We start from the raw sequence: 23,719 nt of genomic DNA on the forward strand, positions 1-23,719 counted from the left end.
CGTGCGGCCGGCTGTATCGTGCCGGACGTCCGGCCTCCCTAGCGTCCTCGGTCATGAAGCCGACATTCGCGTGGACCACCCGACGCCTGGTCCCGGCCCTCGCCCTGATCTCCCTGTCCGCCGCCGTCGCGCCTTTGACCAGGGCCGACGAGAGCCCGCGCCCACCGCTCGACTGGAAACCCTGCGTCCAGATCTCCGACGACGCCGTCGGCAGGGAGCTCGACGAGGCGGGCGCACGGTGCGCGCGGCTCACCGTCCCGCTCGACCACTCCAGGCCCGGCGGCCGCACCATCACGCTCGCGGTGTCCCGCCTGCCCGCCACCGACCGCGCCCACCGCATCGGCACCATGGTCCTCAACAGCGGCGGCCCCGGCGAGAGCACGCTGGGAATGCCTCTCCAGACGCGCGCGGCGATGAAGGACGTCGCCCGCCGTTACGACCTCATCGGCCTGGACCCGCGCTTCGTCGGACGCAGCACGCCGCTCGACTGCGGCTGGCCCATCGGCCTGTGGCTCCGCTCGGCCGGCACGACCCGCGCCCGGTTCGACCACCAGGTGGCGGTGCAGCGCGACCTGGCCGAGCGCTGCGCCCGGCGCCACGCCGACGTGCTCCCGTACGCGAACACGCGCGACACGGCCCGCGACATCGACCTCGTGCGCCGCGTCCTCGGGGAGCGCCGGATCTCCTTCCTCGGCTACTCCTACGGCAGCTACCTGGGCGCGGTCTACACCCAGATGTTCCCCGGCCGCGCCGACCGTGTCGTCCTGGACAGCGCGGGCGACCCGCACGCGTGGGGCCCCAGGGCGACGCAAGGCACCGAGGAGGAGGCGGAACGCGCGCTGCGCGGCTGGGCGGCCTGGGCCGCCAAACGTCACGGCGCCTACGGCCTCGGCGCCACCCCCGCCCGCGTGCTCGCCACCGTGAACGCGATCGTCGCCGCCGCGGAGAAGCGCCCGCTGCGCGTCGGACCCCACGAGGTGGACGAGCAGGCGGTCCCGTACATCGTCTCCGTCGGCTCCGGCGACGACCGCCCCGCGGGCCGCGCGGAGTTCGCCACCACCGTCCGGACCCTGAACGAGGCCGCGCACCGCCGCCCGGCCGACCCCGACCCCAAGCTCAACGGGCTCCTCACGTTCGTCCTGACCAGCGACGGCTCCCCACTGGCCAGCCCGGCCGCCGCGATCGTCTGCGGCGAGCGCGCCGCGCCCCGCGACCCTGACACCTACTGGAACGACATCCAGCGCAGCCGCGCGCGCCACTCCCTCTTCGGCCCCCTCAAGAACAACATCTGGCCCTGCGCCTCCTGGCCGAACCCACCGCGCGAGCACCCCACGCGCATCGGCAACCCCACCCCCGCGCTGATCGTGTCCGCCACCGGCGACACCTCCACCACCTACGAGGGCAGCAAGGCCATGCACCGGGCGCTGACCGGCTCGCGCCTGCTCACCCTGCGCGGCACCACCGCGCACGGGATCTACGGCACCTACGGCAACACCTGCGTGGACGCCAAGGTCAACGCCTACCTGGCCACCGGAACCCTCCCCACCACCAACCCGACCTGCCGTCCCTGACCCGCCGTCCGAGGCCGCGCTGCCCCCATCGCGGCCTCACACCGGGTCCGTGCCGCGCGCATGCAGTGCACAGCGAGAACACACGGCGGGTGGCTGAACTGCTCCGGGTTGAGGGAGGACGCAAGCGGAGAATCGTGTTGCCCTTCCGACGTCACTCACCCGTAGGGATCCGCCGAACTGGACGCACAGGCCCCTGCAAACGCACTGCGCCCATACCTGATAGGCGCAGTGTGTCCGCAGGGATCCACCCAGTGCAGCTGCTGCATTCACATCCCTTGGACTGGTCGGATGAGGTCCTGCAGGACGGGTCCCTTTGCGGCTCTGCCGGGTCAATGCCATGATCGTTGCATGATGTTCCATGGAAAGGGCGTCCTGCCCCCTAGCCGGTGAAGCCCGGCCAGTGGGAGCTGGACTGTGGTCCCGTCGGCGACCGGACCACCTTCCTGGCCCACGCTCTTGCTCTGAACGCACTGCACGGCCCTGGCCCTTGGCCCGGCGGCGGCTTCCCGCTCCCCGACGAACCGTCCCCTCGCAGCGGCGAGGACGAGCCCGTCATGACCAGCGTGGTGCTCGACGGCGTCCGGATCCACCACTTCGGCACCGTGCCAAAGCCGACGGCCGTCGCGGAAGTGGCCGACCTCCTCCAAGCGGCTGTGTCCACGCCGCCCTGCCCCGCGTCGTTGGCCCATCTGCATGAAGTCCTCGCCAGGCAACCCGCGGTCGACCTCGCCGACGACCTGGTCACCGAGTTGAGGTCACGGAACCTGCCCCGCAAACCGCTGCACGAGGTGGCGCGGTATCTGACCGAGCACGGCTGGGCGCGCAACACCGTCAAGCTGGGCATCGTGGTGCTGGGGGAATGCGGCGACGAACGCGACCGCGAACTGCTGCTCCTGCTCGGCACGCTCGAAGAGCTCACCCTGTATGCCGTGGTAGCCCTGGTGAAAACCCAACCCGACCGGTACCGCGCCGCCTATGAGCTGGCGCAGCGGGTCAGGGACTGGGGGCGGATCCACGCGGTGGAACGCCTTGAGGGCAGCGATGACCCCGAGATCAAGGCATGGCTGCTGCGTGAGGGGTTCCGCAACGGCATCATGGGCGAGTACCTGGCACACCTGGCCGCAACAACCGGGGACCTCTACCCCGCCCTCCTTGAACCCGACGTGGACCAGGCCCTGCTGAAAGGCGCCGGGGACATCCTGGCCACGCTGGCCCTCATCGGCGGCCCGGCCAAGGACATGACCGACTACGACGATGCCGTGCCCGCCATGCACCGCTACGCGGAACTCGTCGGCGCGGCCGAACCGACGTTGGACATGCTGGATCACCTGCTGACCATCAGCCGGTGCGCGTTGCAGCCCGACGCGGGCATCGCCTGGCCCCAGGGCGAGCTCGAACATCTGACACGCCGCTACGAAGAACTGCTGGCCAGGCCCGTCTGGCGGGAACTGGTGCTGGCACACCTGAGCGATCCGGACGCCCCCGGCCCGTATGACTTCTCCATCGCGCTGTCCTGTGCCGGCCGTCTCGACATGCCGGTGCTCCCCCTGGCGCTACACCGTCTGGAACGAGATCCGTCCAACGCCTACGCTTGGAGTTGGGTGGTCGGCCACTCCGGCAGCGAGACCATCGGTTCTGTGATCGAGCTGGCCCTGCGGGTCCTCCCGATCGACGTGCTCACCAACGGCCCCACTACCAGTCTGGGCTTCGGACCCGAATACCTATCCGACCATGTGCTGCCGGCCGTCATCAATAACCTGGACGAGCATCCCGGGGCCGGCGTTGAGCTGCTTCGACTCTGCCTGTCCGCTCGAGTGGCGCCGACGAGACGCCGTGCTTTCCGAATACTGACGACCTGGCCGCCAGAGCATCATCCGAGCAACCTGCGAGCCTGGGTCAGCGCCATCGCGGCGGTCGAGCCCGACGGCAAACTCCAGGAAGAAATGCGGGCGTTCCTGACAGGCTGAGCAGCAGCACAGCCTGGCCTGCGGTCCGTCCAGCACGGCGTTCCAATCGTCGGACTCGTTGAACAGGCCCTCATCCACGGGAAAGCCCCGTACGCCCCATCACCAGACCGCAGGACGTGGTGGAACTCAGGAAGGTCGACCACGGTGATCGGATCGGCGAGGATCTCGGCAGGGTAGCCATCGAGCAGGTCGTCGGGCAGATCCGCAGGCGGGGTGGTGATGAGTTCGATGAAGGCGTACGGGACGCCTTCATCGGTGCGCTGCGCGTCGACGTTGATGTGCTGGGTCCGTGTCAGCAGGCCGTCGCGGTTGGTCAGCACCACATGCTCAGCGCCGTACTCGTCGCTGTTGCTTTCCACCAGGATCCGGGCGACGTGCGCGCCCGCCTCAGCGAAGACCTGCTCGATCAACCCGATCCCGGCCCCCATCTCCATGCGACTCACAGATCGAGGCTGGTTCCTGCGGCTTTCACAGTCAGCTAGGACCAGTTCCCGGCCCGGCCCCGGGTACAGGTCGATGACGACCAGATCGATGAACGTCGACACCCCCACACCTCCCCGTACACGCAGTCGAGGACCCGATACCCATCAGACCCGGCACAGAGCCCATATCGCTCACCATCTGGGCAGCCCTTCCTCGGCCACAGCCAAGGCAGGCGTTGCGACCGAACCATGGCCGGAGGAGGGGAGGGGTTGATCATGCCTACGACAGGGACCGGGTGTGGCTCGAATGTAGTGACCGGCTGAACTGGGCAGATGGCTCGCTGAGGACGAGCTGCACGCAATGAAGCCTGAGTAGTCGCCACCCCGTAGGCCGGAGAGGTCGCCTGATGGCGAGCGCCGCTCCTGCCAGATGCGGGCCGGGCCGCTCGGCATCACACGTCGAGTGGGAGAACCAGCCAGGGCGTTCGAGGCTCTGCCTGGAACGGACGAGCCGCAGCTAAATCGTTCGGCGCATCACTCAGGATCAACTAGCGTCCGCCCCATGACAGTTTCCGATCTTCCCCCGCGTCTCGGCAGTCTGACCTTCCACGGACCGTTCTCCGAAGACCGCACCCGGCGCATCGTCGCGCGGCTCGCCGACGTCTCACCCGCCACCGTCCTCGACATCGGCTGCGGCTGGGGCGAACTACTGCTCCGTGTTCTGGAGGCCGTTCCCGGGTCGACAGGCGTGGGCCTCGACATCAACGCCGAAGACCTCGCCAGGGGCAGGGACCTCGCTAAGGAACGCGGACTCGCCGAACGGGTCGAGTTCGTCGAGGAGTCGGCCCTCGGCACGCTACGTGGCCCCGTGGACGTGGTGCTCTGCCTGGGGTCCGGCCAAGCGCTGTGCGACCCGGAGCAGCCGTACGATCCCGGAGTCGTTCTGCGCGAGCTGCGCCGCCTGGTCCGTCCAGGCGGGCGTGTGCTCCTCGGCGAGGGTTTCTGGGAACGTTCCCCGACGGACGAGGAACTCGCGGCGATGTGGCCCGGGGCGCACGCAGGCGACCACCTGGGGCTCGGACCGCTTGTCGACCTCGCTATCGAGTCGGGCTTCCGGCCGGCCTGGATCGAGTCGGCGAGCCGTGAGGAGTGGGAGGAGTTCGAGTCCGGCTACCGCCATGACACAGAGCTCTGGCTCGCCACTCACCCCGACCACCCCCTCGCCGCCGAGACCCGCGAACGAGTCGACCGCCAGCGGTCGTCCTGGGCCGACGGCTACCGCAACGTCCTCGGCATCGCGTATCTGACTCTCGTACCGGTCGTCAGCGCCTGAATGCTGCCGGAGTCTGGCAGCGGGGAAGGACCTCCCCCCGGGTACGGCTCGTTCGCAGGAACTCGCTGAGCCGGGCGGAGACCCTTGCAAGGTGGCATGTCGTCGGCAGTCGCTGTCGCTACCGTCGGCCAGGCGTTGCCGGGCTGGTCGAGGATTGTTCAGGGCGCAGGGATGGATGGGCTGCTGTCGTTCAGCTGCCGGCGTGGGCTCGGTTCCCGCGGGTGGATGACCGTGACATCGCCCCGCACCTGGACCACTACCGGCTACGTCGCAGCTCGCGCGCGACCATGCCGTACAGGACCAGGTCGAACGCCAGCCACGCCGTCGAGGCGAACTGCCCGTACGTGAAGCCGAACATCCGGGTGATCAGCAGATCCGTCAGCACCGCCCAGCGCAGCCGATCCAGCAGCACCCGCGGCTGACCGCGCGGCGCGAACGCGGCCGCAGCCGCGAAGCCCGCCGACACCAGCGCCGACACCGCCGTGCCGATCGAGGTGACCTCCGAGACGGTGTCCAACGAGGCGATCAGCGCGGGCGGATCAGTGACTCGCCCCAGGTAGGCCACCACCAGAGTGATGCCGGGCACGGCCTGCGCGACGAACACCAACGCCGCCAGCGCCACCACCCAGCGGCGCTGGAGCAGCCGGGCGGCGGCATCAGAGGCACGGCGGGCCCACCGCACCGGCGCGGTGACCTCGTGGTGAGCGGGGGAGGAGGGCGAGCCGTCGCCGGAACGCCGGGCCACCAGCAGCCGCACGACCGCCAGCACCACGAACGACAGATAGATGACCGCTCCGGCCGGTTGGTAGAAGTAGTCGTTGTCGTTGGTGATGAACTTGCCGACCTCGTCCACGAACAGCCCGTAGCCGACGCCACCGAGCAGCGCCACCCAGCGGCGGGCGCGGCGGCCGTCGTACAGCAGCGTCAGCACCAGCGCGACCAGCATCAGCAGACCGCCCCACAGCACGTGCGAGATGTGCAGCCCGCCACCACCGATCTGCGGGTAGCCCGTCACCTCCAGATAGCCGCGGGTCAGCAGGACGGCGCTGATCCCGGCGAGGACGAACCACTCCAGCAGTTCGCCCCCGCGATCGGCACGCGGCAGCCTCCGATGTCCCCCCATGCCTCCAGGCTAGGGCAGACACCCGGAGAAACCGCAGGTCAGCGTGGTGTCAGAGCGTCGCGGCAGCGGGTGGGTCCTCGTCAACGCCGGTTCATGACGCCTGAGCGGGACCCCAACGCCCTGAACCTCGACAACGAGCGGGGCCGTGAGGACCAGCTGTCCGAGGGCGAGCTCATGTACGCCGGTGAGGGCGGGGACATCGACGACCTGGGGCCATCGCCAGCTGGGCGTGACCAACAACCCAACCACGACGAGCCCCGCTTACGCCCGGCAGCGCAACGGGAGCTTGCCTCATCAGCGATCGGAAACCTCGGCGGAACAGACCAAAGTCGCGCCACGAACGCCGCACGAGTTCCGGATGCTCCCAGACCCCGAGGGCGAAGCGGCCTGAATCAGCTTGCCGAGCAGCTGAACACCGAACGGGAAGAACCGCCGGCGACCCACGCATACGATCCAGAAGCCTGCATGTTCCGCGCGCACAGCAAAGCCCGGGCCAGCGACAGCCAGCGGCTTTCGAGTTCGACGACTGAGCGGGCGCGAGCTGTTGGGTACGACTCTTCCGCAGTGTTTTCGCTGAGCCGATGAACAGCTCCCCGCGAACGTGCCGCACCCACCTGGGATGGGCACAGCATGTTCCTAGAGGCTCGGCTGTTTTTTGCGACAGCAGCTGTGTGCGGGGCCGTGATGAGGCCCGTTCGGGTGGCCCGGCGTTCAGTCTCCGGTACCGAGCTCGGGAAGGTTCTTCGCCAGCGGCACGAACTCGGCCACCGACAGCAACCCGTCCTGATCAGTGTCGTACTCGACGAACAGCGCCTTGACGACCCCGGACAGGTCGTTCACCTCGGAGGCCGGGAACATCCCCGCGATCGCCGCGGTCACCTCGTCCACGGTGAGCTGCCCATCCCCATCGGTGTCGTACTGAGCGAACACCCGCTCATACTGCTCGGACATGTTTCCCTTCCACACCGGCGACCGTGGACCTTGATCGTACTGCTCCCGGAAGGCGACTGCTGCGAAGGCGGACACCCCCTCCAGGAGGTCGAGACGAGCGCGTAACGGCTGTCGGCCATGCAGGACGTCCCTCAAGCGTGAGGACTCACCCGTCCGACTCATCGGTCAAGGCGCCTCTCCAGTCGACACTGGGGTCGCTGTCGCGGTTGGGCGCGGCTCGTGGTTCTTACAAGGTTTTCGTAGCCGTTGATCGTCTGTTGCGGGGATGTGACGGTGTGGTCGTGTGGCGGGATGCTGGGTCGTGTGTGAGGAGGACCTGTTCCTGTTGCTACCTCGGTTGAAGGCGGTGGTGGTCGAGTCGGTTGCCGTGGCCGATGGTGTGGTGGTCGTTGCCGCGCAGACGTGGGGTGGCCCGGCGGCGTGCCCGGGATGCGGGTGCGAGGCGGACTGGGAACGCAGTCGCTATCGCCGATGGGTGTGGCTCTCCTCTAAGGGGCTGCTGAGCTGGGGATTGGTGCCTGGGCTGTTTGAACGCGGGATTGGCTTCCACCATGGGTGCAGGCGGTGGTGGGGGTGGTGTTGTGGCAGGAGGAGTTGACGCGAGGGCAAGTGGAGGCCCGGCAGCAGATCGAGGAGTTTCGCCGGCAGTTTGCCCAGGTGCAGGAGTGGTTGGAGGCTAAGGAAGGCTGGTTGTCGGCGCTGGAGCTCACACACAAGACGGTGAACACGGTTGTGGGTGAGGCGTCCCAGGTGGCCGAGCTGGAACCGGGGAGCGTAAAGCCTCCGGCGGACGCTCCATGGGCCGGGCCGGAAGCCGAGGCGATACGGCGGGTGTGATGTTGGTGCCGCGGTGGGAGCCGGGGAGAGGGGTGTCGGTGTTGCCGCGGGCGTGTCGGGATGTGTGGGAAGTGCTGGCCGATGCCGACGGCGCGATGCGGGCGGGCAAGATCTCGCCGGCGTCGGGGCGGGGCGGGGCGAGGCCGCGGCCAAGGTCCAGGGGCTGTGCGGCAAGCTCAAGCGGCTGACCGAGCGCGGTTGGCTGGTTGAGGACGAGCCGGGGATGTTCACGCTGGTCAAGAGCGTGCGACACCAGCTCACCCAACAGGGTTCGGGGAACTGGCACCGCCTCCTCACCGTAGGGATGGTTGGCGGCGGTTCTTCCTTGCTGCCAGGTTCGAAAGTGCGACCAATCGACCTCGACCAGCAAGGAAGAACCGGTGCAACGGTATGACGGCCCCGTCATCGCTGACGAGGTTGGGTGCGGCTCCTCTCTAGGGACCTTGCCGAGCTGGGCAGAGGGCTGGTCGAGGGTGAGCCGCGCCGTTGGCTTGTGGTCATTGCTGCGTGCAGCCGGTCGCCGTCAGGAAGCCGTTCCAGGAGAAGGCCGTGCGGCAGCGGTGGCTGCCGGCGGCTGAGCCGCCCAGTACGGTGACTGCGACATCGACATAGCCTGTGCCGTCGCAGCTTTGGGCGGAGATCTGGTAGCCGTCTTGAGCGGCTGTGCGATTGCCGTAGAAACAGGTGTACGAGCCTGCCGCGTGCGCCGCCGGGACAGATGCCAGCGGTCCCGCGAGCGCCGCTGCGGCAAGGGTGAGGATGAGCCGTCTGGCGAGGTGCATGATGCTCTCTTGGCCGTTGAGGACTGTCCTCAAGCTAGAGAATCGGGGCACTGTCGCCTATAGGTGTTCCTCACGACTTCCGGTTGGAAGGTTTCTCTTCCGCTGCGCCGGGCGGCGATGCCGGGGATAACAGTGACGGGCCTGGATGGGACGGTTCTGCCCGATCCGCGGGTCGGCGATGTCTGTGGCGGTGCCGTGCCCGGGGTGTGGGCGGACGCCCCACTGAAAACGAGCCACACCCGAGCCGGATCGCCACTCACGCGATCCCCACGTTTCTTCTCAGTCCAGTGGTCCGGGGAACGATCGACGTTTCAGTAGGGTCGATGAACGTAGTCAGCGCTGCGCCCATGACGCCGTTCGAGTCGTCTGTGGGTGACTTCACCGGACGTGCGGCTGTTCTTAATGCTCATGGAGGCGAGCGCGTGAGGTCACCGCGCGAGAGCCGCGTTCACCGTTGTTGGTAGTGGGGCTCGGATCCGGTCTTCTGGGCCCCCGATCGCCTTGTGGCAAGGTTTGCCATTCGCGACGATGTGCTCATCCGGTGATGCTGTTCGGAGCGGAGACGGGATGAGCGGAACCAGCGGCGCGTTGCGGCTGCGCCCGAACGGGCGGAGTCCCCTGATCGTCGTTCCGGTGCTCGTCACGGGGCCAGCGCTGCTGCTGGTCGGCTGGACCCAGCCGTCGGCCACCGCCTCCCTGCTCGGCTTCGGGATGACCATCTACACGCTGCGCAACCTGCTGATCCTGTACCAGGGACGGCTGGAGGTCTGGCCCGACGGGCTGGTCAACCAGCTCGCCGGACAGCGCGCCGAAGCCACCTGGGAGCAGGCCGACCGCCTCCTGGTCATTCGCACCCTGTTCGGCCGCTACGTGCAGTTGGAGGAACGCGGCGGCCCCCGCGTCAGCCTGGCCGCGCCCCGTACCGGCCTGCTCGTGCACACTCCGCGCTTCGACGCCGTTCTGAACGACCTCAGCCGCATGCCCGGCGGCAGCCGTAGGCCGGTGCCGGTCCACCGCACCGTTCCGCTGCCCGCGATCATGGTGCAGGGCGTTCTGGTGCTGAGCGTGGTGGGCGCGGTCGTGGTGGCCGTTCTACGCTGATCAGCCTGTTCGGCGATAGAGCACAGCTCGTTTTCGCCAACCTGCTGGGCGGACCAGATGAGGCGTTGAGCACGCCGAACATGTGTTGAACCCGCCGCAGGCGAAGTCACTGTTCGCCCTCTGACCTGCGCGCCGGTTGTCTTCCTCTGATCTCCATGAACCAGCCAAGAAGGAAGAAAGTGCCGTTCCTTGCGAAAAGGACACGCTTATTCGTTCCTCGGTGAAATCGGGCGCACAGTGGTGTTAGGCCCACCGCGAGAAGCTCCTCACCTCCCCTGAACAGGGGCGTTCCACGGCACAGGATGGTGCCAACCAAGGAACGGAGAACGCCGTGAACGAGCCCCTCGCCCGCCGTTTCACCGGAACCGCCGGAGTGGCGGCGGCCGTCGCGCTGATCCTGGAGGTGCCTCTCTACTTCGTCTACTCGGGTGCGCCACCGGACTCCAACATCCTCAGCCGCCTCCTCATCGGCATCTTCTCGATGGGATTCCTGCTCGTCTTCGTGACCGGATTCCGCGAGATCATCAAAACGGTGAATCCGGAGTACGAATGGGCCGGAACGCTGGCGTTCGCCGCCGGCCTGGCGTACACCACGATCACGCTGGTGTCCCATGGCCTGGAAGCGGGCGACGTCATCGCGGCGGAACAGCCGATCGACCCGACGATCACCGTTCACGGCACCTACATCCTGTACGGGTCGATCAGCCGAATGCTGCTGGCCCTCTTCCTGACGGCGCTGGGCTACGCGATCGCGCGCACCGGTGCGCTGCCGCGCTGGACCTCACGTTCCGCCTACGTTCTGGCGGCGGTCAACATCGCGTTCGTCCCATCGTTGTTCTTCGGCAACACGCCCGCGAACTTCTACGCCGCCAACGGATGGGGCACCACCGCTCTCATGGGCGCCGTGCTCAGCTACTGGCTGCTCGCGATGGGCATCACGACGCTCATAAGTGCCCGTGCAGCACGCGCCCGTTGACCGCTCACCCCCCGACGCCGTCGGAACGCGGACCCGCCCGCATTCCGACGGCGTCACGTGCTGTGACTCGACCAAAATCGCCTTCGGTGCCTGCGCAGCTCAACCGACCGATGAGGTGAGGGCCCTTACCGCCATACCAGGCTGAGTGAGCCTCTTGTCCCATGGTCGTAAGGTCCGTCTGGAACGGGTGCAGTGCGGCTTCGGAACCTGGCACGATAATGCGATGGACGGTCCTGAGAGAGTCACGCCTCCATACGAAGGAGCTGATGAGCGCACCTCGCTGACCCGCTTCCTGGAGTACCAGCGGCAGACACTGGCGATGAAGTGCTCGGGGCTGACGGCCGAACAGCTCAGGCAGCGGGCGGTTGCGCCGTCCGCCCTGTCGCTGCTCGGACTGGTGCGGCATATGGCCGAGGTCGAGCGCGGCTGGTTCCAGCTCGTGATGAACGGCGAGGACGCCGGCGGCTACTGGGGGCGGTGGGCCGAGGGCGAAGGCGCCGAGTTCGATGTGGAGGGGGCCGATCCGGCGCAAGCGTTCGAGGTGTGGAACGCGGCGTGTGAAAGGTCCCGCGAGATCGTGGACGCCGCCGAATCGTTGGAGTCCGTCGGGCGCTATCGCGATATGCGGTTCTCGCTGCGCTACGTTCTCACCCACATGATCGAGGAGTACGCGCGCCACAACGGCCACGCCGATCTGCTCCGCGAACGGATCGACGGAGCTACCGGCGAGTAGAGCCGCCCGGCACCCGCTTGTTGATCCACCAGCCGTGCGCCACTGTCTCCGGGTGACCACCTACCAGGGGAAACTTGCTGTCCGACCTGAATGGCCGTGGTGGCGCGTTCGCGGACCGCCTTTGACGGGCCCAAGAAACCCGTGTCGCGGCTCTCCGCGTGGCATGGCGCGTCAGCCGGTCTGAGCGACGAAGAACGCGATCTGGTCAGCCAGGGCCTTGTCCCTGATCGCGGGGTCGTTGTAGAAGCTGAAATGCGTTCCCGGGTAACGCCTCAGCTCACCGGCGGGCGCACGGTCGGCGAGGACGCGGGTCGTCTCCTCGGGCGTCTCGTGGTCTTCGGCCGCGATGCAGACGAGGAGCGGCGCGCGGAGACGTTCGGGCGCCGGGCGGTAGCGCGCCATGCGCAGGAACGCGCGGGGCGCGACGCGGTTGCGCCAGAGGGTCTGCCCGTTCTCCCCGGCGAGGGTCCTGATGTGCTGCTCGGCCTCGGCCGTCGCGGTCACGGCCATCTCGCCGGGCGCGCCGATCATGGGAATGTAGTACGGGCTCAACCCGAGCCGGCCGCGCAGGGCGTCCCACAGGATGGCGGCCTGGAGCCGGAACGTGGACCAGGCCGACCGGCCCTCGACCTTGCGGGGGAAACCGTTGAACGGGATCTGCGCAACCACGGCGGCGATGCGCGGATCGTCGGCGGCGACGTTGATGGCGTGTGCTCCTCCGAGCGAGTTGCCCCAGAGCAGGACGCGGTCCGGGTCGATCCGCCCGTGTCCGCGGATGAACGCGACCGCCGAACGGATGTCCTCCTGCTGGCCGTCGATGTCGACGAGCTGCCGGGGCTCCCCGGCGCTCTCGCCGAAGTTGCGGTAGTCGAAGACCAGGGCCGCCAGCCCGGCGGCGGCGAAGCTCTCGGCGTGGGGGAGGAGGCGGTCCATCGTTCCGCTGAACCCGTGGCAGAGGACCACGCAGGGAACCCGCTGCATACCGTCTCCCGGGGTGAAGAGGCGTCCCACGCATCCGGAACCGAACGTTACGCGATCGCCCATGACCGCTCCCTTCATCCACTTACCGACGGTCAGCAGGCTAGCAGCTCGCTAGACTCCCGGTAAGGGAGGATGATGAACGAGACGCCACGACGGATCCTGGACGCGGCGGGCGAGCTGTTCGCCGAACACGGTTACCGCGCGACCTCGATGCAGGCGATCGCGCAGAAGGTCGGCATCACCAAGGCCGCCCTCTACTACCACTTCGCGTCGAAGGACGAGATCCTGCAGAACCTCACGCTCCCCGTACTGGACGAGCTGGAGGCGACGCTCGCCGAGGCGGAGCGGCACGGGGATCCGGAGACCGTTCGCCGGAAGGCCATCGAGGGGTACGTGGACGTCAGCCTCCGGCACCGGCACACCCTGGTCATGCTCGTCCGGGACATGACGCTGCTGGTCCAGGCCCCCGTGGCCGAGCGCTTCAAGGCCATCCTGCTGCTGGCGAACGACCTGGTCTGCGGACCCGACCGGCGGCTGGAGCAGCGCGTCCGCGCCGCGCAGGTGGTGGCGGGCCTGGGGGATCCGATCGTGGCCTTCCACCATGTGCCGGCGCAAAAGCTCCGGCGCCTCATTCTGGACGGCGCGTGGGCGCTGCTGGACTCGCCGCCTCCGCCGCCCCGGTCGCGAGGGCGCGGCGGGGGGCGGCCGGCGGCGTTGAGCGAGGACCAGATCGAGCAGGCGCGCGCCCTGCACGCGTCGGGTCACACGGCCGAGGAGATCGCCGCCCGCTTCGGTGTCTCCCGCGCCACTGCCTACCGCATTCTCAAAACTTGATTTTGAGACAAGGTTTTGAGACGAGTCGCGAGCGGCGCGTTCTCCTCCAACCGGGTGCCGTCGGCGCTTGAGCACCGCCTCGCGACCCGGCAGAGGTGTTTGCCCGCTGGTGGCAGGACCGATCCCCGCACCCTGCCCTGCCTTGGGGTGCCGCGGGTATGGCCTCCGCGACCGGCTCGTCCAGGGGCCGGCCCGACGAAGGAGCATGCGATGGAACGGCGGCCGCAGGAGCCCGACGACAACGAACTGGGACTCGTCGGTGGCGAGGCGCAGCCGCCCGTCCGTGACACCGTCCAGCCCGACGGCGGCGCGGGCGGTGCCGGGGGAGGCGGTGACGACGCCGACGGGACCGGCGCGAGCGGTCCAGGTTCCATGGGGCAGGACGACGAGCAGTGACCGCGGTGCTCGTCGCGGCAGCCAGCGTGACGAGCACCGAGCCTCAAAGGCCCAGGCACACCTGCGGCACCGGAACCGCTCGGCGACGGCCACGTCCGCCATCAGATGGCGACTCGCCCGACACATGACCCGCCGTTCGCTTTCGCGCAGGTCGGTGGGGCCATTGTGAAACTGGCTACGGTGAAGCAATGTCTATCCCCGAATACCCCATCACGCTCCGTCCTGCGGTTCCCAACGACGCCGAGGCGGTGGCGGACATCTGGCGACAGGGCTGGCGCGACGCCCATCTCGGCAATGTCCCCGATGAGCTGACCGCGGCGCGTACCCCGCAGTCGTTCTCTGCACGCGCCGCCCAGCGCGTTGAGGACACGGTGGTCGCGGTCATCGACGACCAGGTCGCCGGATTCGTCATGGTCGTCGATGACGAAGTGGAACAGGTCTATGTCGCGAGCCACCACCGTGGGTCGAGGGTGGCAACGGTGCTGCTGGCCGAAGCCGAACGGCTGGTCCGCGAGAACGGCCATGACCAGGCGTGGCTGGCGGTCGTGGCCGGCAACGGGCGCGCCCGCCGCTTCTACGAACGGCAGGGGTGGACCGACCAAGGCCTGTTCGACCACAAGGCACCCGGCCCAACCGGCCCCATCTCCGTCCCCAGCCACCGCTACGTCAAGCAGGTCGCCGACCGCTGAGACGCCCCAACTCGACGGCTAGGAGTTAGGGGAGGGGCATGGGCAGCCGCACCAGAACGAGGCGGTTCATGACACCACTGTGGTGGCGGTTCGGGCCAGGGGAGGAGCCTGAGTGGCTGCGGCTGCCTGGTCGATCTGTCCTGTCGAAGCGATCCCAGGGTGAGGAAGGCGTGGGCGAGCACGGCGAGAGAAGGTGACTGGGCTTTCAGTGTCTACCTTACAATGTCAAGGTGCTTGTTTCTAAAGCCAAATCGCTTCCTGACCACAGCCCTCTCCAACGACCGGCAAAAGCGTGAGCTGACCACTCGGCAGGTTTGAGTGAGCTTGCCCGAGGTAGCTCATGCGAATCGTTGAAAGGAGCTCGATCGGTGGGGGAGGGGCGGCGGCCGCATCGCGTTCGGTGGGATGGCGGCGTTCGTAGCCTGGAGAGCGGTCGAGAGCATTCCGGCGGGCCGCTGGTGGTCATAGTGCCGGGGTTGGGCGCGCTGGGCTATTTGCTGGACGCGCTCTCCGGTTGCGCTGGCTGGGCTCGCTCGTTTCTGCTGGATGTGCCTGGCTTCGGGCATGGGCCGCCACGTCCCTGTCCTGCCGAGATCGGCTCGATCGCCGGCACGGTGGCCGCGTGGCTCGAGGTGGTGGCGGAGGACGAGCCGGTCGTTCTCGTCGGTCACTCCACCGGTGCCCAGGTCGCGCTGCAGGTGGCTGCTCGGCGTGCGGAGCGGGTGCAGGCTTTGGTGCTGATGGGGCCGACGTTCCCACCGGAACAGCGGCGGGTTCTGGGCGTGCTGCGCGGATGTGCTGGTGCGCTTCGTCATGAGACGCCCAGGCTGCTGCCGGCCACGGTGCCGTATTACGTGCGTGGTGGTTATCGGCAGTTGGCTCGGCTTCTGAGGTCCGCGTGGCAGGATGCGCCTGAGCGGACCATAGCGAGTGTCGGCTGCCCGGTCCTGCTGGTTCGTGGTGAGCATGACGGTTTTGCGCCGCAGATGTGGGTTGATCAGCTCACCGCGGCCGCTCCGGATGGTTGGTCCGTCACCGTGCCGGGGGCGCACAACTTTCCGTTTCGGCGTGGTGGCCTGGCCGGTGCGCTGGTCGCGCAAGCGGCGCGCCGCGCGGACCTCATCGGCTGAGGCGTGCCCGGCTCGCTGTCAGTTCAGGGAGCCGTTGATTGGCCCAGGGGGAGGGCTCAAGGGTGTGTTGAACGCCAAGTAGCGGTCCCCACAGTATGAACCGTACGGCACCGATTTCCTGGATTCGTGGTGCGCTTTTCAGAGTTGGGGCCGTCGCCACCGCAGCAGGTACCGCCAGTAGACCAGGCGGCGTACCTGGCTTCCGGGTAGCACCTTGGCGGCTACCGACCGAACCTGTGCCGTTGAGAGGGTGGGGCCGAAGCACTTGGGCATCTGGTCGTGGGTGTCTTCGAAGCGGTACCACTCGCGGCTGGTGAGCCGTCTCAGAGTGGTGAACGCAAGGCCGAAAGCTTGCTGGCTGGTGACAGCCAGGAGCTCGACCGGCAGGTCTCGCGGGAGGTCTGTCCGCGGCGACGCCACAGCCGCAAGGATCCCGCCTGGCCGCACTGTTCGGGAGAGCCGTTCCAGTGCCTGTTCCAGTGGTAGGTGGTGCAGCACCGTCAGTGAGAGCACCGCATCGTACTCGGCCTCTGGGAGAGGGTGCTCCATGACGTCGGCGAGCTCGCATCGCACGTTGGCGGGTGTCTGCCGCCGGGCCGCCTTGATCATCTCGGCTGAGGAGTCGATTGCGTCCACATGGTTCGCATGACGCGCCAGGCGGGTGGCCAGTGAGCCGGCACCGCATCCGACGTCCAGCACACGTGCTGCACCCTCGGGAACTTCACGAAGCAGCAACCGCTGGTAGTACGCGTTGTGATCCCAGGCGAACGGATTCATGGACTTGATCTTCGCATTGGTCCAGGTTGTGCGACATGGAGCCCGTTGTGCTGCTCTGAAAGGGCCAGCCATCGTGAGCAGGACCAAAGTACGCGGATAGTCGCTCACCCGGTTGTGAGGACGGGCTCTGGGACATCCCATCTCTGGCTGGCAGGGGTCCCTCATGAACGCCATGAGCGCCCGGTCTCCGCATGTGTGGGTCGATTGCCTGCGCCAACTCACCCTGCCGCCAGTGGTGAGCAAGCTGACTGGAGCAGGTCATGCGGAGGGTCCGCCCCAACGGCTGAGGTCAACGGTTTTGAGCGTGGGGGATTGTCGGGTCTCGCCGTCTCTGTAGGGCGGGGCGTTCGCCACCATGGGGCGGCGGAACCGCAGGGTTCCGGTGCACGGGTCGGGCGAGTTCAGGCGCACGGTCAGTCGCAGGGATTCCCGGTCCACGCTGAGGGCGGTGAACTGAACCTGATGGGTCAGCGGTAGCCGATCCTGCTGTCTGCTCAGCCGCCACTCGATACGGGCGTTGGACGCGCAGGGCCGGTCGGTGCGGAATTCCACGGCGCCGTACAGGTAGTAGGAGCGGGCGTTGAGCCGATCAGCCCACCGCCGTTTCAGGCGCGGCATCCTGTAGGTGGAATCGATCGCCTGTCCGGCCGACATCCGATAGGTGAATCCTGGTCCGTCGGGAAACAGGGTGGGTGAGGGGCGGTCGCCGGCGGTGACTGAGTCGATGGGCAACCGGTCGTCGTCGTAGTCCTGGAGGTGAAGGATCGCGAAGGCCGCAATCACCACCGACGCCAGTACGACCTTCATGCCATCGCCGCCCTCAACGACCTCGCGGCATCCACTTCTGCATGACGATCTCACGCAGATGAGCCCCAGCGGTAGGCGTTCTGGGCGTGGACGCGCGCGTCTCATCTGATGCCGTTCATCGCACGACATCGGGGTGGAGACTCGCCCTATCGGCCAGCAGGGGCATGTCTCCGTTCCGGTGGCCGCAGTCGGGGTGCGGCGTGCGTCATCGCACCGTCTGGCCTGCGTCGAGGTCTCGTTGGAGGGCTCTCCAGGCGCCGGTGCCGCGAGCCGCAGGCCGTGACGCGCAGCTACTTCGAATCTTGGTCGGGCGTGGATTGGAGGCGGTGGATCTCGGCGGCGGTGCTGTGCTCGGCGCTTCTGATGAATCGCAGGAGGGTGGTGAGCGCCGCTTCGTCGAAGTCGTCGAGGTCGTCCCGGGTGCGGGAGATGAGTCCGGAGTAGGCGGCGGTCACTCGCTCAAGGCCTTCCCGGGTCGGTTCGATGAGGACCCGGCGGCGGTCGTCGGGGTCGGGTACCCGTCGGACGCAGCCTGCGGCGACGAGCCGGTCGATCATGCGTGAGGCCGATCCGGTCGTGAGGTTCACGTGCTTGGCCAGAACGCCCGGGGTCGTCGGGCCGTGACGTCCCAGGACGTGCAGGCACTGCACGTCGGTGTCGGTGACGCCCAGCCGGTCGGCGACGAGGCTGTTGAGCTGCACGACCCGGATCGCCCAGCCGGGCACCGCTTCGGTGAGCAGTTCGGCGAGCAGTGTCTCCCTCGTCGGGTCCGGCTTCGTCATGGTGGTCCCTCGCCTCTCCAACTTGCTGCGTCGCGCAGAGATTTTGCGCTATGTTCTCTGTGTGGCGCAGCATCTGTGTGATGCAGCGATATTACCGCATCCCCTTCCCTCCAAGGAGCGCGACCCAGCATGCCCACCTCCCCACCACTCCATCGCGACGCGACGGCCCCCGCCCCGCTGTCGGGACGCGCGGCGGCCGCCGTCCTGGCCGTGATCCTCCTCGCGGCCTTCATGGAGCTCCTCGACGCCACGATCGTCAGTGTGGCGGCCGCGGCGATCGCCGCGGACCTGCACGCCGGCGAGGCCGCGCTGCAATGGATCGTCGCCGGGTACACGCTGGCCGTCGGAGCCGGCCTGATCACCGGCGGCCGTATCGGCGACCAGTTCGGCCGCCGCCGCGTCTTCCTGCTCGGGCTGGCCGCGTTCCTGCTGGCCTCGGCAGGCTGCGGGCTGGCGCCCGACCCCGGCGCGCTGATCGGCATGCGGGTCGCGCAGGGACTGGGCGGCGGGCTGATGATCCCGCAGGTGTTCGGCATCATCCGGGCTTCGTTCGAACCCGGCGCGCGCGCCAGGGCGCTCGGCGCCTACGGCGCCGTGCTCGGCCTGGCCTCGGTGGCCGGGCCGCTGCTCGGCGGGGTCCTGGTCGAGGCCGACCTGCTCGGCTTGGGCTGGCGGGCGATCTTCTGGGTGAACGTGCCGATCGCGGTCATCGGGCTGATCGTGGGAGCCCGCTTCATGCCCGAGTCCCGCGCGCCCGGCGGCGCCCGGCTGGACCTGCCCGGCGCCGCCCTGGCCGCCACCGCCGCGGTGCTGCTGCTCCTGCCCCTGGTGCAGGGGCGCGAGTGGGGCTGGCCCTGGTGGGGCTTCGCCCTCCTGGCGCTGGTGGTGCCGGTGACGGCGCTGTTCCTGGTCCGGGAACGGCGGCTGGCCGCCGCCGGAGGGCAGCCCATCCTCGACCCCGCCCTGCTTCGCGTCCGGGCCTTCGCCGGTGGCCTGCTCGCTTCTTTGCTGTTCTTCGGGGCGCTCGGCTCCTACTTCCTGCTGCTGTCCCTCTACCTCCAGCTCGGCACCGCCCGCACCGCGCTCGACACCGGTCTGGTGATCCTGCCCTACGCCATCGGCTCGATCATCACCTCGGGGATCGGCGTCCAGCTCGCCCACCGCGTCGGCCGCGCGCTGCTGGTGTCCGGCGCGCTGGTCCTGGCCGCGTCCCAGCTCGTCCTGCTCCTCGTGGTCCGCGCCGGCGCCGACCCCTCCTACTGGGCGCTGGCCGCGCCGCTGTTCCTGGGAGGCCTGGGCCTGGGGCTCACCGCCCCGTCCCTGATCAACGTGGTGCTCGCCGGTGTCCCCGCCAAGGACGCCGGTGCCTCGGGCGGGGTCCTCACCACCGTCACCCAGATCGGCAACGCGCTCGGTGTCGCCGTGCTCGGCATCGTGTTCTTCACCCGGCTGGAGGACTCCATGGCCGGTGGAGCCCCCAGCCGCATCGCCTACGGCGACGCCCTGACCACGATTCTGCCCTGGCAGGCCACCTGCTACATCGCCGCGGCCGCACTCATGTTCCTGCTCCCCAAGCGGGCGAACGCACCCCAGACGTGCGCCCCCGCGCACAACCGAACCAACGTGCCGGACGACCACGATCCCGGTACCGAGGAAACGGGACCTAGCAGGTGAGCGCACTGCCCCCGGTGGACGACGCACGACGGCGCCGGGGGCAGACCGGCTGGCGATCGCGCGCCACGGGACCGCGGACCATACCGTGCGGGCGGTGTGGGCTCCCTGCGGAAGGCCAGGGGAGGGGCTCGCCGAACCCGCCGCTTCGGTGGCTGGCGGGACGCGGACCCCGGCTCCGCACGAGCCTGCTGCGCAGCAGACGAAAACGTGCCGGCGCGGGCTGCGCGAGCGACGGGCAGACCGTCGTCGCCACGCCTTGACGAGGAGCGGCCTACCCGCGCAGGGCGGCCCGGCGGATCTCCTCGTCGTCGGTCGCCGCTCCGCGTTCAGCCGGACCGCCGAAGCCGCTGAGGCGGAGCAGCACCGGAGCGAGGACGAACAAGGCGACCGCGAGGCCCGCGACCGCGACCATGGCCCCGCGCAGTCCCACGGCGTCAGCCCACAGCCCGACATAGACCGGGCCAAGGAGGAACCCCAGGTAGGACACGGTCGTGACGACCGACGTCGCGCGGCCACGGCGGGACTCCTCGACGTTGCGCGAGACGATGCCGAGCAGGGTCGGAAACAGCACCGCGGTCCCGGCGGCGGCCACCGCGAGACCCAGGCCCGCGACCAACAGCGTGGGGGAGACGGCGATGAGGACCGCCCCGGCCGCGGCGGTCGCCGCACCCGCCAGGAGGACGGCGCGGGCGTGGGCGGCCTGGAGACCGCCGAGGGCGAACCGCGTGAACGCCACCGTCCCGGCGAACACCGCGGGCGCGACGGCGCTCAGCCCCGTCCCGGACCGCAGCTCGCCATGCGCGAAGACCGCGCTCCAACTCTGGTGCGCGTTCTCGCCGGCGAACGCCAGCGCGCCCAGCGCCCCGATGAGCAGGAACGGGACGGTCCTGCGCCGGTCGGACGGCGCCGGATCCGCCGCCGGAGCGCGCTCGTGTCCCGGCTCGGTGGCACCGGCGGGCAGCGCCTTGACCAGGAGGACGCCCGCCACCAGGCAGACGATCGCCACGGCCGCGAACGGGACCGCCAACGGCAGCGACGCGGCCGACGCCAGCCCGGTGGCGAGGCTCGCCAGGACCACCAGGCTGGAGAAGACGCCGTGGGCGCGGGTGATGACGGGCCGGCCGGCGACCTTCTCGGCCCGTCCGGCGACCGCGTTCATGGCCACGTCCGCCGCTCCGCTGGTGGCGCCGACCAGGGCCAGCCCGGCGCACAGGACCACCAGGTTCACCGCGCTCAGCGCCAAGGCGGCGCCGGCGCCGCCGAGGGCGGCGATGGCCACGGCCGTGACCCGCAGCCCCCACCGGTCGAGCGCCCGGCCCACCAGCAGCATCGCGGGAAGGGCCCCCGCGCCCACGAACAGCAGCGCCAGCCCGAGCCGGCCGTCATCGACGCCGGCCTGGTGCTGGACCCGCGGCACGGAGGCGCCCCACACCCCCCAGAACGCGCCGAAGGCGGCGAAGGCCACCACCGACGAAACGACCATGCGGCGCGACGGGCCGACAGGAGTCCACTTCATGTGTGTAACGATACACAACCCGCTAGGCTGGCCCTCATGGAATCGTCCGCGGGCCCGAAGCGGGTGACCCTCGCGCAGGTGGCCGAGCTGGCCGGCGTGTCGGTCATGACCGCCTCCTACACCTACAACCGGCCGAGCCGGGTATCGGACCAGGCCCGGTCGAAGGTGCTCGCCGCGGCCGCCCAGCTGGGATACGCCGGCCCCGACCCCAGCGCCCGGTCGCTGCGCCGGGGCAGCACCCGCACGCTCGGTGTCGTGATGGGCGAGCACCTGAGCTACGCGTTCGAGGACCCCGAGGCGGTGTCCTTCCTGGCCGGGATCGCCGACGTCTGCGCGGGTCACGGCTACGGCATGACCATCTTGCCGATCACCGGCGCCGCCGACGACGTCCAGCGGATCAAAAGCGCCGCCGTCGACGGGTTCATCGTCTGGACCACATCCGACGACGATCCGGTCCTGGCGGCCGTCCGGGCGATGAAGCGTCCCGCGGTGGTCCACGGCGGACCGGCCGTCCACGGGATGGGGCTGGTGGGCATCGACAACCGCGCCGCGGCGCACGCGGTGGGCGCCGTCGCGTTCGCGGGCGCCGAACGCCCGGCGATAGTGAGCTTCCCGCTGTCCCGGGACCGGACCAGCGCGATCGTCGGCGGCGCGGACATCACGCAGGTGCGGTTCCCGGTGACGCGGGAGCGGCTGGAGGGCTACCGGCGGGCGGCCGAGGACGCCGGCATCGCCTGGCGCGACGTGGCCGTCGCGGTGTGCGCCCGCAACGACGCGGCCGAGGCCGAGCGGGCCGCGGCGGCCCTGCTGGCGTCCGCCGAGCCGCCCGACGCGATCGCCGCGATGAGCGACCAGCAGGCGGCCGGGGTCGTCCACGCGATCCGCGCCGCCGGTCGCGCCATCCCGGAGGAGGTGGCGGTGACCGGATGGGACGACGCGGCGGTGGCGGCGCGGCTCGGGCTGACGACGGTCGCGCAGTCACTGCGCGACCAGGGCGCGGCGTGCGCGCACGCCGCGCTCGGGCAGGAACCGGACTCCCGGACCGCGCCCTGGTCCATCGTCCGCAGAGCCAGCACACGCCGGTGACCGGTTCGCGAGCGCGACACGATCGCCACGTTCGACGCCCGGCCCACCGTCTTCGGCCCCACCGTCTTCGGCGCGAAGCGGCCCGCTCCGCACGTTCATTCCGGATGAGGGCGATGGTGGAACTCCGGGGATCATCTGCGTGGAAGGCTGGGAGCCGGACGGATCCGCGCACCCCAGGAGACATCGCCGGTGATCGAGCAGTGGCGGGCCATGGCCGGCGACGATCGCGCCTTCGAGGCGTGGCGGGAGATCACGCGTCACGCCGAGACCCTGCCGGGGGACGAGGTCCGGGCGCTGGTCGAGGTCCGGGCGCTGGTCGAGGACCTGGCCGGCTGGCCGGGACGGCGCCCCATGCCCTTGCGCTGGTGGGAACGGCGCCGCCGGGGCGAGTGGGAGCCCTACTTCGACCGGCAGGTGGTCGTCCGGCGTCTCCCGGGGACGGAACGGGTGTGGGCCGCGGGATCGTGGCCGGACGGCCCCGGTGAGCAGGGGTATGACCATGTCGGCTTCAGCGGGGACGGGAGGCTGGTCGTGGCGGTGGGCTCCGCTGCCTTCCGGGACGGACCGGCGGAACGGACCGTCGTGGTGGCCGACGCCCGAACCGGCGACCTCGTCTCCACGGCGGTCACGACCGCCAGGAGGGGCGCTGCGCTGGATCGTTCCGGCACCCGGCTCGTCCTTGTCGGCCCCGAGGGCGAGGTGCTGGTGCGCGGGCTGCCCGGCGGGGAGATCGTGGAGCGGTACCCCACGACCCTGCCCGGCGTCGGGGCGCTCGCGCTCTCTCCCGAGGGCGACACGATCGCCGTCGGCGGCGACGGCGGCATCGAGCTCCTCGGGCGGTCCGCCGGGCGCGTGGCGGCCGAGGGCGGATGCCGGGCCGTGGTCTGGTCACCGGACGGTCCGCGCGCCCTGTTCACCTCGGGGGAGACCGCCGTGGTGATCGACCGTCAAGGCAGGGCGCTGTGGCGGCGTCGGCCGGAGGACCCGGACGTCCAGGCGGCCGCCTTCACGCCCGACGGCCGCACGTTGGTCACGGCCCAGAGCCAGCCCGTCGAAATCATCGCCTGGTTGCTGGACCACGACGGGCGGGGAGCACCCGCCTGACTCGCCGTACCCGGGTCGCTCCTCTTCGTCGTACAGCCCACCGCGACGTCTGCGCCTTGGAGGCGGAAGCGCTCAGGCGATGGGACGGAGATGGAAGCACAGGTCGGCGGCGTCGGCGGGGGCCGGGTTTCCGTGAACGTCGGTGAC

Annotated in this window: 23 protein-coding genes; 14 read left to right on the forward strand and 9 right to left on the reverse strand. The window is 69.5% G+C overall.

What is annotated here, in order from left to right:
• Nucleotides 1-53: 53 nt before the first annotated feature.
• Both AKI01S_RS06875 and AKI01S_RS06880 read left to right on the forward strand, forming a co-directional pair.
• Nucleotides 54-1,571, forward strand: coding sequence for an alpha/beta hydrolase (locus AKI01S_RS06875; protein ID WP_067812988.1), 1,518 nt, complete (start codon nucleotides 54-56; stop codon nucleotides 1,569-1,571).
• A 554-nt stretch (nucleotides 1,572-2,125) separates the two neighbouring features.
• Complete coding sequence (locus AKI01S_RS06880) at nucleotides 2,126-3,538, forward strand: hypothetical protein (protein ID WP_157419704.1); 1,413 nt, start codon at nucleotides 2,126-2,128, stop codon at nucleotides 3,536-3,538.
• On the opposite strand, the gene AKI01S_RS50275 is transcribed toward AKI01S_RS06880, so the two are convergent.
• Entirely contained in the window at nucleotides 3,442-4,083 is a 642-nt protein-coding gene (locus tag AKI01S_RS50275) for a hypothetical protein (protein ID WP_157419705.1), read from the reverse strand. The genes AKI01S_RS06880 and AKI01S_RS50275 overlap by 97 nt on opposite strands.
• Before the next feature lie 439 nt (nucleotides 4,084-4,522).
• On the opposite strand from AKI01S_RS50275, the gene AKI01S_RS06890 reads away from it, so the two are divergent.
• The gene (locus AKI01S_RS06890; RefSeq protein WP_067812992.1) at nucleotides 4,523-5,293 is read left to right on the forward strand and encodes an SAM-dependent methyltransferase; all 771 of its coding nucleotides are present in this window, start codon (nucleotides 4,523-4,525) and stop codon (nucleotides 5,291-5,293) included.
• Nucleotides 5,294-5,549: 256 nt separating this feature from the next.
• On the opposite strand, the gene AKI01S_RS06895 is transcribed toward AKI01S_RS06890, so the two are convergent.
• On the reverse strand, nucleotides 5,550-6,416 hold the full coding sequence (locus AKI01S_RS06895; protein WP_067812994.1) for a hypothetical protein: 867 nt from the start codon (nucleotides 6,414-6,416) through the stop codon (nucleotides 5,550-5,552).
• 711 nt (nucleotides 6,417-7,127) lie between these two features.
• The gene (locus tag AKI01S_RS51610) at nucleotides 7,128-7,367 is read right to left on the reverse strand and encodes an EF-hand domain-containing protein (protein ID WP_067812999.1); all 240 of its coding nucleotides are present in this window, start codon (nucleotides 7,365-7,367) and stop codon (nucleotides 7,128-7,130) included.
• 555 nt (nucleotides 7,368-7,922) lie between these two features.
• Here AKI01S_RS51610 and AKI01S_RS06905 point away from each other — a divergent pair.
• On the forward strand, nucleotides 7,923-8,204 hold the full coding sequence (locus tag AKI01S_RS06905) for a hypothetical protein (protein ID WP_067813001.1): 282 nt from the start codon (nucleotides 7,923-7,925) through the stop codon (nucleotides 8,202-8,204).
• 497 nt (nucleotides 8,205-8,701) lie between these two features.
• Here AKI01S_RS06905 and AKI01S_RS06910 read toward each other — a convergent pair whose 3' ends face one another.
• Entirely contained in the window at nucleotides 8,702-8,986 is a 285-nt protein-coding gene (locus tag AKI01S_RS06910; protein WP_157419706.1) for a hypothetical protein, read from the reverse strand.
• A gap of 567 nt (nucleotides 8,987-9,553) precedes the next feature.
• Here AKI01S_RS06910 and AKI01S_RS06915 point away from each other — a divergent pair.
• The 3 genes from AKI01S_RS06915 (at nucleotide 9,554) to AKI01S_RS06925 (ending at nucleotide 11,796) form a co-directional block, all read left to right on the forward strand.
• Nucleotides 9,554-10,087, forward strand: coding sequence for a hypothetical protein (locus AKI01S_RS06915; protein ID WP_067813006.1), 534 nt, complete (start codon nucleotides 9,554-9,556; stop codon nucleotides 10,085-10,087).
• Between the two features lie 331 nt (nucleotides 10,088-10,418).
• Nucleotides 10,419-11,063 carry a hypothetical protein gene (locus AKI01S_RS06920; RefSeq protein WP_067813008.1) on the forward strand — a complete coding sequence of 215 codons (645 nt, stop codon included), beginning with the start codon at nucleotides 10,419-10,421 and terminating at the stop codon, nucleotides 11,061-11,063.
• 223 nt (nucleotides 11,064-11,286) lie between these two features.
• Complete coding sequence (locus AKI01S_RS06925; RefSeq protein WP_067813013.1) at nucleotides 11,287-11,796, forward strand: DinB family protein; 510 nt, start codon at nucleotides 11,287-11,289, stop codon at nucleotides 11,794-11,796.
• A 171-nt stretch (nucleotides 11,797-11,967) separates the two neighbouring features.
• Here AKI01S_RS06925 and AKI01S_RS06930 read toward each other — a convergent pair whose 3' ends face one another.
• Entirely contained in the window at nucleotides 11,968-12,855 is an 888-nt protein-coding gene (locus AKI01S_RS06930; protein WP_369688706.1) for an alpha/beta hydrolase, read from the reverse strand.
• Between the two features lie 57 nt (nucleotides 12,856-12,912).
• Here AKI01S_RS06930 and AKI01S_RS54185 point away from each other — a divergent pair, with 57 nt between their 5' ends.
• From AKI01S_RS54185 to AKI01S_RS06950, 4 genes are all read left to right on the forward strand, one after another.
• Nucleotides 12,913-13,611 (forward strand): TetR family transcriptional regulator, encoded by a 699-nt coding sequence (locus AKI01S_RS54185; RefSeq protein ID WP_169813919.1) that lies wholly within the window; start codon nucleotides 12,913-12,915, stop codon nucleotides 13,609-13,611.
• 210 nt (nucleotides 13,612-13,821) lie between these two features.
• Nucleotides 13,822-14,007, forward strand: a complete 186-nt coding sequence (locus tag AKI01S_RS06940; RefSeq protein ID WP_067813018.1) for a hypothetical protein — start codon at nucleotides 13,822-13,824, stop codon at nucleotides 14,005-14,007.
• A 188-nt stretch (nucleotides 14,008-14,195) separates the two neighbouring features.
• Nucleotides 14,196-14,696, forward strand: a complete 501-nt coding sequence (locus AKI01S_RS06945) for a GNAT family N-acetyltransferase (RefSeq protein WP_067813019.1) — start codon at nucleotides 14,196-14,198, stop codon at nucleotides 14,694-14,696.
• A 458-nt stretch (nucleotides 14,697-15,154) separates the two neighbouring features.
• Nucleotides 15,155-15,826, forward strand: coding sequence for an alpha/beta fold hydrolase (locus tag AKI01S_RS06950; RefSeq protein WP_067813021.1), 672 nt, complete (start codon nucleotides 15,155-15,157; stop codon nucleotides 15,824-15,826).
• A 138-nt stretch (nucleotides 15,827-15,964) separates the two neighbouring features.
• On the opposite strand, the gene AKI01S_RS06955 is transcribed toward AKI01S_RS06950, so the two are convergent.
• The 3 genes from AKI01S_RS06955 to AKI01S_RS06965 form a co-directional block, all read right to left on the reverse strand.
• Nucleotides 15,965-16,603, reverse strand: coding sequence for a class I SAM-dependent methyltransferase (locus AKI01S_RS06955; RefSeq protein WP_067813022.1), 639 nt, complete (start codon nucleotides 16,601-16,603; stop codon nucleotides 15,965-15,967).
• Between the two features lie 258 nt (nucleotides 16,604-16,861).
• Nucleotides 16,862-17,410, reverse strand: a complete 549-nt coding sequence (locus AKI01S_RS06960; protein WP_067813023.1) for a hypothetical protein — start codon at nucleotides 17,408-17,410, stop codon at nucleotides 16,862-16,864.
• 290 nt (nucleotides 17,411-17,700) lie between these two features.
• On the reverse strand, nucleotides 17,701-18,192 hold the full coding sequence (locus tag AKI01S_RS06965) for a MarR family winged helix-turn-helix transcriptional regulator (RefSeq protein ID WP_067813024.1): 492 nt from the start codon (nucleotides 18,190-18,192) through the stop codon (nucleotides 17,701-17,703).
• A 129-nt stretch (nucleotides 18,193-18,321) separates the two neighbouring features.
• On the opposite strand from AKI01S_RS06965, the gene AKI01S_RS06970 reads away from it, so the two are divergent.
• The gene (locus AKI01S_RS06970) at nucleotides 18,322-19,866 is read left to right on the forward strand and encodes an MFS transporter (protein ID WP_083999066.1); all 1,545 of its coding nucleotides are present in this window, start codon (nucleotides 18,322-18,324) and stop codon (nucleotides 19,864-19,866) included.
• A gap of 271 nt (nucleotides 19,867-20,137) precedes the next feature.
• Here the strand turns inward: AKI01S_RS06970 and AKI01S_RS06975 are convergent, their stop codons facing one another.
• Nucleotides 20,138-21,382 carry an MFS transporter gene (locus AKI01S_RS06975; protein ID WP_083999068.1) on the reverse strand — a complete coding sequence of 415 codons (1,245 nt, stop codon included), beginning with the start codon at nucleotides 21,380-21,382 and terminating at the stop codon, nucleotides 20,138-20,140.
• Nucleotides 21,383-21,418: 36 nt separating this feature from the next.
• Between AKI01S_RS06975 and AKI01S_RS06980 the strand changes: the two genes are divergently transcribed.
• Nucleotides 21,419-22,468 carry a LacI family DNA-binding transcriptional regulator gene (locus tag AKI01S_RS06980; RefSeq protein WP_067813026.1) on the forward strand — a complete coding sequence of 350 codons (1,050 nt, stop codon included), beginning with the start codon at nucleotides 21,419-21,421 and terminating at the stop codon, nucleotides 22,466-22,468.
• 189 nt (nucleotides 22,469-22,657) lie between these two features.
• Nucleotides 22,658-23,572 carry a WD40 repeat domain-containing protein gene (locus tag AKI01S_RS06985; RefSeq protein WP_067813028.1) on the forward strand — a complete coding sequence of 305 codons (915 nt, stop codon included), beginning with the start codon at nucleotides 22,658-22,660 and terminating at the stop codon, nucleotides 23,570-23,572.
• Nucleotides 23,573-23,719 lie beyond the last annotated feature (147 nt).

The sequence above is a fragment of the Actinomadura kijaniata NBRC 14229 genome (genome assembly GCF_001552175.1).
Classification (GTDB): domain Bacteria; phylum Actinomycetota; class Actinomycetes; order Streptosporangiales; family Streptosporangiaceae; genus Spirillospora; species Spirillospora kijaniata.

Bases quoted from the DNA above. Each gene is read 5' to 3' on its own strand.
- AKI01S_RS06915 (WP_067813006.1), top strand. From the start codon at position 9,554: ATGAGCGGAACCAGCGGCGCGTTGCGGCTGCGCCCGAACGGGCGGAGT.
- AKI01S_RS06930 (WP_369688706.1), bottom strand. From the start codon at position 12,855: ATGAAGGGAGCGGTCATGGGCGATCGCGTAACGTTCGGTTCCGGATGC.
- AKI01S_RS06895 (WP_067812994.1), bottom strand. From the start codon at position 6,416: ATGGGGGGACATCGGAGGCTGCCGCGTGCCGATCGCGGGGGCGAACTG.
- AKI01S_RS06945 (WP_067813019.1), top strand. From the start codon at position 14,196: ATGTCTATCCCCGAATACCCCATCACGCTCCGTCCTGCGGTTCCCAAC.
- AKI01S_RS06960 (WP_067813023.1), bottom strand. From the start codon at position 17,410: ATGAAGGTCGTACTGGCGTCGGTGGTGATTGCGGCCTTCGCGATCCTT.
- AKI01S_RS06970 (WP_083999066.1), top strand. From the start codon at position 18,322: ATGCCCACCTCCCCACCACTCCATCGCGACGCGACGGCCCCCGCCCCG.
- AKI01S_RS51610 (WP_067812999.1), bottom strand. From the start codon at position 7,367: ATGTCCGAGCAGTATGAGCGGGTGTTCGCTCAGTACGACACCGATGGG.
- AKI01S_RS54185 (WP_169813919.1), top strand. From the start codon at position 12,913: ATGAACGAGACGCCACGACGGATCCTGGACGCGGCGGGCGAGCTGTTC.
- AKI01S_RS06925 (WP_067813013.1), top strand. From the start codon at position 11,287: ATGGACGGTCCTGAGAGAGTCACGCCTCCATACGAAGGAGCTGATGAG.
- AKI01S_RS06940 (WP_067813018.1), top strand. From the start codon at position 13,822: ATGGAACGGCGGCCGCAGGAGCCCGACGACAACGAACTGGGACTCGTC.
- AKI01S_RS06880 (WP_157419704.1), top strand. From the start codon at position 2,126: ATGACCAGCGTGGTGCTCGACGGCGTCCGGATCCACCACTTCGGCACC.
- AKI01S_RS06875 (WP_067812988.1), top strand. From the start codon at position 54: ATGAAGCCGACATTCGCGTGGACCACCCGACGCCTGGTCCCGGCCCTC.
- AKI01S_RS06975 (WP_083999068.1), bottom strand. From the start codon at position 21,382: ATGAAGTGGACTCCTGTCGGCCCGTCGCGCCGCATGGTCGTTTCGTCG.
- AKI01S_RS06955 (WP_067813022.1), bottom strand. From the start codon at position 16,603: ATGAATCCGTTCGCCTGGGATCACAACGCGTACTACCAGCGGTTGCTG.
- AKI01S_RS06890 (WP_067812992.1), top strand. From the start codon at position 4,523: ATGACAGTTTCCGATCTTCCCCCGCGTCTCGGCAGTCTGACCTTCCAC.
- AKI01S_RS06910 (WP_157419706.1), bottom strand. From the start codon at position 8,986: ATGCACCTCGCCAGACGGCTCATCCTCACCCTTGCCGCAGCGGCGCTC.
- AKI01S_RS06965 (WP_067813024.1), bottom strand. From the start codon at position 18,192: ATGACGAAGCCGGACCCGACGAGGGAGACACTGCTCGCCGAACTGCTC.
- AKI01S_RS06980 (WP_067813026.1), top strand. From the start codon at position 21,419: ATGGAATCGTCCGCGGGCCCGAAGCGGGTGACCCTCGCGCAGGTGGCC.